At 69.1% G+C, this 10,750-nt stretch carries 10 protein-coding genes; 2 read left to right on the forward strand and 8 right to left on the reverse strand.

Annotation, left to right across the window (positions count from 1 at the left end; all coding sequences use genetic code 11):
- Positions 1-309: 309 nt before the first annotated feature.
- On the reverse strand, positions 310-657 hold the full coding sequence (locus tag STRIP9103_RS49885) for a hypothetical protein (RefSeq protein WP_158696875.1): 348 nt from the start codon (positions 655-657) through the stop codon (positions 310-312).
- Positions 658-722: 65 nt separating this feature from the next.
- Between STRIP9103_RS49885 and STRIP9103_RS13380 the strand changes: the two genes are divergently transcribed.
- Complete coding sequence (locus STRIP9103_RS13380; RefSeq protein ID WP_063747283.1) at positions 723-2,117, forward strand: IS4 family transposase; 1,395 nt, start codon at positions 723-725, stop codon at positions 2,115-2,117.
- A gap of 361 nt (positions 2,118-2,478) precedes the next feature.
- Positions 2,479-3,855, forward strand: coding sequence for an IS1380 family transposase (locus STRIP9103_RS13385; protein ID WP_009302281.1), 1,377 nt, complete (start codon positions 2,479-2,481; stop codon positions 3,853-3,855).
- Positions 3,856-4,170: 315 nt separating this feature from the next.
- Here STRIP9103_RS13385 and STRIP9103_RS13390 read toward each other — a convergent pair whose 3' ends face one another.
- The 7 genes from STRIP9103_RS13390 to ruvC all read right to left on the reverse strand — a co-directional run bounded on the left by STRIP9103_RS13390 (position 4,171) and on the right by ruvC (position 10,693).
- Entirely contained in the window at positions 4,171-4,710 is a 540-nt protein-coding gene (locus tag STRIP9103_RS13390) for an adenine phosphoribosyltransferase (protein ID WP_009309995.1), read from the reverse strand.
- A complete protein-coding gene (gene secF / locus STRIP9103_RS13395) occupies positions 4,707-5,801 on the reverse strand; it encodes a protein translocase subunit SecF (protein ID WP_009310001.1) in 1,095 nt (364 codons plus the stop codon). The genes STRIP9103_RS13390 and secF overlap by 4 nt, the downstream gene beginning before the upstream one ends.
- 1 nt (position 5,802) lies before the next feature.
- Entirely contained in the window at positions 5,803-7,572 is a 1,770-nt protein-coding gene (gene secD / locus STRIP9103_RS13400) for a protein translocase subunit SecD (protein WP_009310000.1), read from the reverse strand.
- Between the two features lie 133 nt (positions 7,573-7,705).
- Entirely contained in the window at positions 7,706-8,200 is a 495-nt protein-coding gene (gene yajC / locus STRIP9103_RS13405) for a preprotein translocase subunit YajC (protein WP_009309994.1), read from the reverse strand.
- A 174-nt stretch (positions 8,201-8,374) separates the two neighbouring features.
- The gene (gene ruvB, locus STRIP9103_RS13410; protein ID WP_009310004.1) at positions 8,375-9,445 is read right to left on the reverse strand and encodes a Holliday junction branch migration DNA helicase RuvB; all 1,071 of its coding nucleotides are present in this window, start codon (positions 9,443-9,445) and stop codon (positions 8,375-8,377) included.
- A gap of 106 nt (positions 9,446-9,551) precedes the next feature.
- Complete coding sequence (gene ruvA, locus STRIP9103_RS13415) at positions 9,552-10,157, reverse strand: Holliday junction branch migration protein RuvA (RefSeq protein ID WP_009309996.1); 606 nt, start codon at positions 10,155-10,157, stop codon at positions 9,552-9,554.
- Entirely contained in the window at positions 10,154-10,693 is a 540-nt protein-coding gene (ruvC, locus tag STRIP9103_RS13420; protein ID WP_048820223.1) for a crossover junction endodeoxyribonuclease RuvC, read from the reverse strand. Before ruvC ends, ruvA begins: the two co-directional genes overlap by 4 nt.
- Positions 10,694-10,750: the final 57 nt, after the last annotated feature.

Genomic DNA, 10,750 nt, shown 5'->3' on the forward strand with positions numbered 1-10,750 from the left:
ATGGCCTGCGCCGGCTTCGTCGCGTTCTGCGCGGGCTTGGCCGCTGGGCCCGAGGCGGACTCGGGCTTGGCGGCGGTCAGGTGCTGGGCCTCGTCTGCCAAGAGGGCTCCTCGTGCGCGATCCGGGTCCCCCGGTCAGGCTCCGGAGACCCCATGGTAGCGATCCATCACCCCAGGATCGCCTTCAGGCCACTGTGAGGGCCGTGTACCCATGAAACGCGAGAGGCGGACCCCGGAATTCCTGGGGGTCCGCCTCGGGGTGCGGTGAGGGGCCGTCACTGCAGTTCAGGAGGTGGCCCCGGTTCAGGGGTCACCTCCACTTGACCAGCGAGGCACCCTTGATCTGGATCTCCTTCGTGCCGGCCACGTTCCCCCACGGCACGTTCAACGTGCCGGACTTACGACAGAGCGGCTTGGTCCACCTCGTCTTGTGGCCCTTGGGGCCACCCTTCACAAAGTACTTAACCTTGATGCAAGGGCTTCCCTTCTCCGTAACCCAGCTGTACTTGATCCTCAGGCCGGGACTGCCGAAGAGCCCGCAGTGATACTTCGACTTGCTCCACTTACCCCAAGACCGGGAAGTTAAGGGGTGTTGTGGCTGGTCGGGTGGGTTGACATGAGAACGGAGCCCGGCGCGGACTGTGAGTGTCAAGGTCACGGTTCGTGGGGGCTCCGTTGTCTGTTCAGTGTGCCACCGCTGGGGCGGTTGGAGGCCGGTCGTGGGTGTGGTTGCCGGGTCATTTAGGGGCGTTGACGCGGTGGGTTCCGCCGTCGTTGGTGGACGAGGTGGTCCAGGCGGCGGGCTGTGTGGAGCGTCGGGTGCGGCTGCTGCCGGCCCGGGTGGTGGTGTATTTCGTGCTGGTCCTGGGCCTGTTCGGGGAGTGCGGGTATCGCCGGGTGTGGTCAGCGATGACGGCCGGGTGGCCGCGCGGGATGGTGGCTGATCCGTCGGCGGCGGCTCTGCGGCAGGCTCGTCAGCGGTTGGGGGTGAAGCCGCTGATGATGCTGTTCGACCGGCTGCGCGGGCCGGTCGGCACGGCCGCGACGCCGGGGGTGTTCTGGCGGGGGCTGCGGTTGGTGGCCTGGGACGGCACCTGCCTGGAGGTGGCCGACAGCCCGCAGAATGTGGCGTGCTTCCGGCGGCATGCGGCCCGCACCAGCCGTCCGGCCGGCTATCCCCAGCTGCGGCTGACCGCGCTGGTCGAGTGCGGCACCCGCGCGCTGATCGATGCGGTCTTCGGATCCCAGCAGTACACCGAGTTGCCGCAGGCCCGGTGCCTGCTGGCGTCGCTCAGGCCTGGGATGCTGCTGCTGGCCGACCGGGGCTATGACGGCTTCGAGGCCTTGCGGGACGCTGCCGCTACAGGAGCCGACCTGTTGTGGAGGGTGCAGTCCGGACGTCTGCTGCCGGTGATCCGCCCACTGCCCGATGGCACCCATCTCACCCTGGTCACCGACCGCCGCTCCGCTGACCGGCTGGCCAAGTGGCAGCAGCGCGGCCGCCGCACCGCGATGCCCGCGCTGACGGCTCTCACCCTGCGCGTGATCAGCTACCAGATCACCGTGACGCGCCCGGACGGCACATCCTGCGCCGGCACCGTGCGACTGGTCACCACGCTCCTGGACCCCAAGCGGTATCCGGCCGCGGAACTGGCCGCCCTCTACCACCAGCGCTGGGAGATCGAGACCGCCTTCTACGGGCTGAAAGTCACCCTGCGCGGAGCAGACCGCGTCCTGCGCTCACGCACCCCGGCCGGGGTCGAGCAGGAACTCTTTGCGCTGTTAGCGCTCTACCAGGCCAGCCGCCGGGCCATCTCCGAAGCTGCCACCAGCGCTCACCTCGACCCCGATCGGCTGTCCCTGACGATCGCCCTGCACACGATCCGGCTCACCGTGATCAACGCCAGAACATCGGATCCGGCCAACCTCGTCGCAGCTCTGGTCCACACCCGCAACCTCGCACCCGCCAGACGTCGTTCCCGCACCAGCCCGCGCCGCGTCAAGCGCACCCTGTCGCCCTACGCCTACAACAAGATCAAAGGCAGCGTCGGGCACAAGACACCCGTGATCACCACCATCACCCTGACCAGCCACCCGACCACGACCGAACCGCCTTAACTTCCCGGTCTTGCCACTTACCCGGTATGCCGACAGCGTTATGCCAGCTACCGCACTTGGCAGATGCTGCCGCTTCCCCGGTAGGTGCTGCAGAAGCCGCGCCCGCCGGAGTAGCTGCGGACAGGACCGCGACCGAGGCGACCGCGACCGCTCCTGTGGCAAACTTGCGCGTGATTGACATCACTTTCCTCCCGTTTCCGTCCCCGCATGGGGAGGTCGAGATCGACCTTGCCAGTTAGCCTCGCGCTTTCACGAGGTGGGCTGTCCAAGAGTTGATCAGAAACACGGAAAGTGCCCTTGACCTGCAACGATAGGACTTGCTGAGGGTCCTGTTGGCTGCAAGGAAAAGAGCACTTTCCAGGTGAGAGAGCCTATCTCGTCGTACCCACGTGTCCGTGTCCAGGGAGACGGTCGGCAGGTGGTCTCGCAGGCCGGTGCGGTCCTGCTGATGGAGACGGTCCGCAAGACGGGCCTTGACCAGGCGATATCCGCAGCTCTGGCTCCGTGGCGGAAGCCGCGGGCCGTCCACGATCCCGGCAAGATCCTCCTGGACGTCGCCATGGCGGTCGCACTGGGCGGGGACTGCCTCGCGGACGTCGCCATGCTGCGGTGTGAGCCGGCCGTCTTCGGCCCGGTCGCCTCCGACCCGACCGTCTCCCGCCTGATCGACACCCTCGCCGCATCCGGCGAGAAAGCCCTGCAGGCCGTCCGGTCCGCACGCTCCGAAGTCCGTCATCGTGCCTGGTCGTTGGCCGGCAAAAACGCCCCGGACGCCGACGGTCAGGTCACCGTCGACCTCGATGGCGTCCTCGTGATCGCCCACTCCGACAAGCAGGACGCGGCCGCGACCTGGAAGAAGACCTACGGCCATCACCCGCTGACGGCCTTCGTCGACCACGGACCGGGCGGAACCGGAGAGCCCGTCGCCACCCTCCTCAGACCGGGAAACGCGGGCTCCAACACCGCCGCCGACCACATCACCACCGCCCAACTCGCCCTGGCCCAACTGCCCAAGCGCTACCGGCGCGGGCGGCAGACGCTGATCCGCACGGACTCCGCCGGCGGCACCCACGACTTCGTGTCCTGGCTCGCGAAGCGGGGCCGATGGCTGTCCTACTCGGTCGGCATGACGGTCACCGAAGCGATCCACGAACACGTACTGAAGGTCCCCGCCTCGGCCTGGACCCCGGCCGTCGAGGCCGACGGTGAGGCCCGGGACGGGGCCTGGGTCGCCGAGCTCACCGGCAAGCTCCTTAACGGCTGGCCCAAGGGCATGCGGCTCATCGTCCGCAAGGAAAGGCCCCATCCCGGCGCCCAGTTGAGGATCACGGACGCGGACGGCATGCGGATCACGTGCTTCGCGACCAACACCACCGGCCGGCCGATCGCCGAGCTCGAACTCCGTCACCGGCTCCGGGCACGGGCCGAGGACCGGATCCGGGCTGCCCGGGCCACCGGCCTGCGCAACCTGCCCCTGCACGACACCGCCCAGAACCGGGTCTGGATGGAGATCGTCCAGATCGCGCTCGACCTGCTGGCCTGGATGCCCATGCTCGCCCTGACCGGCCGGGCGAGGCTCTGGGAACCGCGTCGCTTGCGGTTCCGCCTGTTTTCCGCAGCCGGCCAGCTCGTCACCACCAGTCGGCGCAGGATTCTCCGCCTCGCCCGGCACTGGCCCTGGACCGGCGAGATCACCGCCGCCCTTGAACGGCTCGCGCTCCTGCCCGACCCCGGCTGACCAGCAACCCACCGTCCCTGCGACAGCATCACCCGCCCCGGGCAGTGGAACCCGGCGCCCACCCGACGCGACAGCCGGGCCACCGGCCTGCCCGGCATCAGCTCCGGAAAGCAAAAGGGTCCACCGACTCCGTCGGCGGACCCTCAAGAAAGATCGAGGTTAGTAATCAAGGAATGTCACTTATTTGAGCTAGATCTGAGCCTGAGTTGTGCGCAACCCTTGGGCAGCAGATGAGAAACACACCGTGTCCTGGGCACAAGAGAACGGGCACTCCGGGAGGACCCGGGGTGCCCGTGCTCGGTCGTGCGAGCTATCTCAGACGGTGATCAGTGCCTCCAGCGGCGCTCCGCCGAGCGTGGACTCCAGGCGTCGACGGCCCTCAAGGAACGCCAGCTCCATCAGAACCGCGACACCGGCCACCTTGGCGCCAGCGCGGCGGATGAGCTGGAGGGAGGCCTCGGCGGTGCCGCCGGTGGCGAGGACGTCGTCTATGACCATGACGCGGTCGCCCGCGGAAAGGTCCTCGGCGTGCACCTCGATCTCGGCGGAGCCGTACTCCAGGTCGTACGCCTGGCTGAGCGTGGCTCCGGGGAGCTTGCCCGCCTTGCGTACGGGAATGAAGCCGACCCCGGCCCGGACGGCGGCCGGGGCGCCGAGGATGAAGCCGCGGGCCTCCAGGCCGACGATCTTCGTGGCCCCGTGCCGCACGGTCAGGTCCGCCAACGCGTCGGTCAGCGCGGTGAACGCCGCCGGATCGGCCAGCAGCGGCGTGATGTCCTTGAACATCACGCCCGGCTCCGGGTAGTCCGCGACGTCACGGATGCGGCTGAGCAGCAGGTCCTTGATCTCCGTCATCGCCGCTTGCCGCCCCGGCCACGAGTGCGGGTCCCCGACTGGGCGCGAGGGCCGACCACCGCGGGAGCGGCGTCCTCGGGCTCGTCGTCGTGGGATCCACCGGCGGCGAGCTCCGCCTCCTGCTCGGACTGGGCACGCTTGGCGAGTACGCGCTTCTTGAGGGCCTTCAGCTGCGGCTCGCGCTCCTTGAGGTCGGCGACGAGCGGCGTGGCGATGAAGATCGAGGAGTACGCACCGGCCGCGAGACCGACGAACAGCGACAGCGAGATGTCGTTCAGCATGCCCGCGCCGAGGACACCGCCACCGATGAACAGCAGGCCGGCCACCGGCAGCAGCGCCACCACCGTGGTGTTGATGGACCGCACCAGGGTGCTGTTGATCGAGCGGTTGGCGACGTCGCTGTAGGTCCAGCGGGTCTGCTTGGTGATGTCCTTCGTCTGCTCCTTGAGGCTGTCGAAGACGACGACCGTGTCGTAGAGCGAGTAACCGAGGATCGTCAGCAGACCGATCACCGTACCCGGCGTCACCTCGAAGCCGACGAGGGCGTAGATACCGACGGTGATGGTGATGTCGTGGATCAATGCGACGAACGCGGCGACGGCCATGCGCCACTCGAACGCGATCGCGAGGTAGATCACCACGAGGACCAGGAAGATACCGAGGCCCTGCCAGGCCTTGTTGGCGATCTGATCACCCCAACTGGGGCCGACCAGATCGGCGTTGATCTTCTCCGGGTCCAGCTTGAGGTCCTCGGCGAGCGTCTCCTTGATCTCGTCGGCCTTGCCGGTGTCGACGCCGGAGATCTGGATGCGCAGGGTGTCGTTGCCGAGCTTCTGCACGATCGCCTGGTGGCCGGAGGCCTCCGTGGCGTACTCCTCGGCCTGAGCCACCGAGACGCTCGTCTTCGGTGTGTTGAAGACGGCTCCGCCCTGGAACTCGATGCCCATGTTCAGGCCGCGGACCGCGAGGCCGACGATGGCCGTGATGGTGATCAGGATGGAGATGCCATACCAGATCTTGCGGTTGCCGACGAAGTCGTAACCGACCTCGCCGCGGTGGAGTCGGGCTCCGAGGTCGCCGAGCTTCGACATCTCAGGCCTCCTTCGGGTCGGCAGGGGCGGCGGGACGGCGGGTGCGGCGCAGCGGGGGCCGGGCACCCAGACGCTTCGGGTCGAGGCCGGACCAGCTGTGGCCGTCGGCGAAGAACTTGCTCCGGGCGAGGATCGTCAGCAGCGGCTTCGTGAAGAGGAAGACGACGACGACGTCGAGCACGGTGGTGAGGCCCAGCGTGAACGCGAAGCCCTGCACCTTGCCGACGGTGACGATGAACAGCACCGCGGCGGCGAGGAACGACACGAAGTCGGAGACCAGGATGGTCCGCCGGGCGCGCGGCCAGGCCCGCTCGACGGCGGGGCGCAGCGAGCGGCCTTCGCGGACCTCGTCCCGGACGCGTTCGAAGTACACGATGAACGAGTCCGCCGTGATGCCGATCGCGACGATCGCACCGCAGACGGCCGGCAGGTTCAGCGCGAAGTTGATGGTCGGGCCGAGCAGCGTCATGATCACGTAGGTCAGGGCCGCGGAGACCAGCAGCGAGGCGATGGCGATGAGCGACAGGCCGCGGTAGTAGACGAGCAGGTAGATCACGACCAGGGCGAGACCGATCGCACCGGCGATCAGACCGGCGTGCAGCTGCTCACCGCCGAGCGCGGGGCTGACGGTGGTGACGCTGGACTCCTTGAAGGTCAGCGGGAGCGCGCCGTACGACAGCATGTTGGCGAGGTTCTGGGCCTCTTCCTGGGTGAAGCTGCCGGAGATCGACGCGTTGCCCCCGGTGATGGCTCGCTGCACATAGGGATGGGAGACGACCTCGTCGTCGAGGACGATCGCGAACTGGTCCATCGGGGAGGTCTGCCCCGCCAGCTGGCCGGTGACCGTGGCGAACTTCTTGGCACCGTCGGAGTCGAAGTCCATGCGGACCTCCCAGCCGGCGCCCTGGGTCGTGTCAAGGAGCGCCTGTGCCTTCTCGACCTCCGTGCCGTCGACACCGACGGGGCCGAGCAGGAACTTGCTCCACGACTTGTCGCTCTCCTGACCACAGGCGACAACGGCCTCTGTGGTCTTGCCCTTGCCGACCTTGGCGCGCTGCTTCGGGTCGGCGCAGTTGAGCTTGGCGTACACCTCCTGGAGCGCCTGGGTTCCCGCGTCGGCACTGGCGCTCGGGGACGGCGAGGCGCTGTCGGTGGCCTTGGGTGACTCGGAGCCGCTCGTGGACGGCGTGGGGTCGGCCTTCAGCGCCTCGGTCACCGCACGGCCCTGCGAGGTCGCGGAGGCCGTCGGGCTGGGGGACTCGGAGGACGTCGCCTTGTCCTTGTCGTCGGCGCTCGACGGGCTCGGCGAAGCGCTGCCGTCGGCGCCGGTGCTCGGGCTGGTGCTCGGCGTGGTCGTGGCGCCGCTGGCCTCGACCTGCAGAACCGGGCGGAAGTACAGCTTCGCGGTGGTGCCGACCTGATCCCGGGCCTCTTGGGAATCCGTGCCCTTGGGGATGTTGACGATGATGTTCTCATCGCCCTGGGTCTGAACCTCCGCCTCGGACACGCCCAGACCGTTGACACGGCGGTTCATGATCTCGACCGCGGTGTCCATGTTGGTCTTGTTGATCGCGTTGGGCTGGCCGGGCTCGTTGACCGCCGTCAGCGTGATGCTCGTACCACCGGCGAGGTCGATGCCGAGACGCGGAGTGGTGTGTCCGGAGGCGAACATTCCCCCGGTGAGCGCCACAAGGGCGATCAGGATGAGGGCCAGCGCGCGCCCAGGCTTGCTCTGGGCGCCTGCGCTCCGGCCCTTCTTCGGTGCTGCCACCTTCTCGTACTCCCTCTCGGGCCGCCGTGCGCGGGGTCAGCGCGGAGGGCGGCCATGACTGGTGTCGGGAATCCGTGCGAAAAGGCACGTGCCCGGGGCGCGGGCGGTTCTCGCTCGCGCTCCCGGGACGTGACTACTTCGCGTCGGACTCGCCGTCTGTCTTCTTCGGCTCTGCTTCGTCGGCCTTGGCCTCGGCGGCCTCGTCAGTCGCGTCGTCGGACGCGTCCTTCTTGCCGAGGTCGATGGGCTTGTCGTCGGAAGCGGCGGAAGCGTCGTCGGAGGGCTCGTCGGTCTCGGTGAGGGAGGAGGCGTCGTCCGGGACGACGTCGGCCTTCAGGTCGTGCTCGATGCCGTGGACGATGCGGTTGTACTCATCGTCGGTGAGGACGGCACCGATGGCGTTCTTGGCGAACAGCAGCTCGACGCCCGGCCCGGCGTCGAGGAGGACCGTGTCCTCGTTGACCTCCTTGACCGTCGCGTACATACCCCCGATCGTGCGGACTCCGGAACCGGGCTGCATCTGGTTCCGCATGTCGACGGCCTGCTGCTGCTTCTTCTTGGCCGATCGGGTCATCAGGATCATGGCCCCGATGAGCACGATGAACGGGAGGAGGGTCACGAGACTCACGGGTCGGAACTTCCTTCACACGACCGCGATGGCGAGCGGCCTGATGGTTGGGGGTATGTGTGCTGCCGACAAGGGCGGCATCGGCGGAGTCTAAGCGAGTCCGCCACGATGGAACAACGCACAGCATGTCACCGTGGTTCCATGCCGGGCGAGTACCGCGCCGTCACGAGACGGTCACGCCCCGAACAGGTCCTGTTGTCCGTTTGCGCCGGTCGTGCCGCGTGGCGGGGTGAGGCCGAGATGGGTCCACGCGGCGGGGGTCGCCACCCGGCCGCGGGGGGTGCGGGCGAGCAGCCCCTCGCGGACGAGGAAGGGTTCGGCGACCTCCTCGACGGTCTCGCGCTCCTCCCCCACCGCGACGGCGAGCGTGGAGAGGCCGACCGGGCCGCCGCCGAAGAGCTTGAGCAGGGCTTCGAGGACACCGCGGTCGAGACGGTCGAGGCCGCGGGCGTCGACCTCGTAGACGGCGAGGGCCGCCGAGGCGATGTCGCGCGTGATGACTCCGTCGGCCTTGACCTGCGCGTAGTCCCGTACGCGGCGCAGCAGGCGGTTGGCGATACGGGGGGTGCCGCGCGAACGGCCGGCGATCTCGGCGGCGCCGTCCGGGTTGATCTCGACGTCGAGCAGGTTCGCCGAGCGGTGGATGACGCGCTGCAGTTCCGTGGGCTCGTAGAACTCCATGTGCGCGGTGAAGCCGAAGCGGTCGCGCAGCGGCGGCGGCAGCAGTCCCGCGCGTGTGGTGGCGCCGACCAGGGTGAACGGGGGCAGTTCGAGCGGGATGGCGGTGGCGCCCGGGCCCTTACCGACGATGACGTCGACCCTGAAGTCCTCCATCGCCATGTAGAGCATCTCCTCGGCGGGCCGGGACATGCGGTGGATCTCGTCGAGGAAGAGGACCTCCCCTTCCTGGAGGGAGGAGAGGATCGCGGCCAGGTCTCCGGCGTGCTGGATGGCGGGGCCCGAGGTGATGCGGATCGGGGCGCCCATCTCTGCGGCGATGATCATCGAGAGGGTGGTCTTGCCGAGGCCCGGGGCACCGGAGAGCAGGACGTGGTCGGCCGTCGCCCCACGCGCGCGTGCGGCCCGCAGAACGAGGTCGAGTTGTTCGCGGACCTTCTCCTGGCCGATGAACTCGTCCAGGTCCTTGGGGCGCAGGGCCGCCTCGACGGCCTGGTCCTCACGGTCGGCGGACGCACCGACGAGCCGCTCGGGGGCGGTCTCGTCGGTCGTGTCGTCCCAGTTCACTGAAACTCTCCTTGCGGGGCGTGCCGGGCTCGTCGGTCTCGGCCGGCGGGGACCTGGCCGAGGTGGGGGCCGGAGTCGGGGTCGAGGCCGGGCCTCAACCGGGCGGTCAGCGGGCTCTGTTGAGGGTCTGGAGGGCGGCCTTCAGCAACTGGCCCACCTGGGGCGTGCCTTCGACGGCCTCTGCCTGGGGAGTCACGGCGGCCACGGCCTCGTCGGCCTCGCGGGTGGCGTACCCGAGGCCGATCAAGGCGGCGTGCAGTTGGTCGCGCCAACCCTGGCTGACCGGGGCGCCGACGGCGGGGGCGCCGATCGGCTCGCCGAGCCGGTCCTTCAGCTCCAGCAGCAGCTTCTGGGCGCCCTTCTTGCCGATGCCCGGGACGGCGATGAGTGCCTTCTCGTCGCCGGTGGACACCGCGCGGCGCAGCGCGTCCGGTGTGTGCACGGCCAGCATCGCCTGGGCCAGGCGCGGGCCCACCCCGCTGGCGGTCTGGAGGAGTTCGAAGACCTGGCGCTCGTCGTCGTCCACGAAGCCGTAGAGCGTGAGCGAGTCCTCGCGGACGACGAGGGAGGTGGCCAGCTTGGTCTGCTGGCCCATGCGCAGCCCGGAGAGAGTGTTGGGCGTGCACTGGACCGCGATACCGATCCCGCCCACCTCCACCACCGCGGAGTCGGGTGCGAGGGCGGCGACCGGGCCGCTGACGAAGGCGATCATGCCGTACGGCCTTTCGTTGCTTTGGCTGCGTGCAGGGCGACGGCCTGCTGGAGGCAGTTCTGGGCGGGGGCGCGCCAGATGTGGCAGATGGCGAGGGCGAGGGCGTCGGCCGCGTCCGCCGGTTTCGGGGGCGCGTCCAGCCGCAGCAGACGGGTGACCATGGCGCCGACCTGGGCCTTGTCGGCGCGGCCACTGCCGGTGACGGCGGCCTTGACCTCGCTCGGGGTGTGCAGGGCGACCGGGATGCCGCGGCGGGAGGCACAGAGCATGGCGACGGCGCTGGCCTGGGCGGTGCCCATGACCGTCCGTACGTTGTGCTGGCTGAACACCCGCTCCACGGCGACGAATTCGGGCCGGTGCTCGTCGAGCCACTGCTCGATGCCCCGTTCGAGGGCGAGGAGGCGGTGGCCCAGGTCGGCGTCCGTGGGCGTGCGGACGACTCCGACGCCGAGCATGGTGAGCGATCGGCCCGCGACCCCCTCGACCACACCGACACCGCAACGGGTCAGCCCCGGGTCCACCCCCAGTACGCGCATGCGCCCTCCCATCGATCGCCTGTTTGTGCAGGCTATCGGCTGCCACTGACAACGGCG

The sequence above is a fragment of the Streptomyces ipomoeae 91-03 genome, assembly GCF_000317595.1.
Lineage (GTDB): Bacteria > Actinomycetota > Actinomycetes > Streptomycetales > Streptomycetaceae > Streptomyces > Streptomyces ipomoeae.

Coding starts and splice junctions, on each gene's coding strand:
- secF (WP_009310001.1), bottom strand. CDS start 5,801: ATGTCGAAGCTCGGCGACCTCGGAGCCCGACTCCACCGCGGCGAGGTC.
- STRIP9103_RS13390 (WP_009309995.1), bottom strand. CDS start 4,710: ATGACGGAGATCAAGGACCTGCTGCTCAGCCGCATCCGTGACGTCGCG.
- ruvA (WP_009309996.1), bottom strand. CDS start 10,157: ATGATCGCCTTCGTCAGCGGCCCGGTCGCCGCCCTCGCACCCGACTCC.
- ruvC (WP_048820223.1), bottom strand. CDS start 10,693: ATGCGCGTACTGGGGGTGGACCCGGGGCTGACCCGTTGCGGTGTCGGT.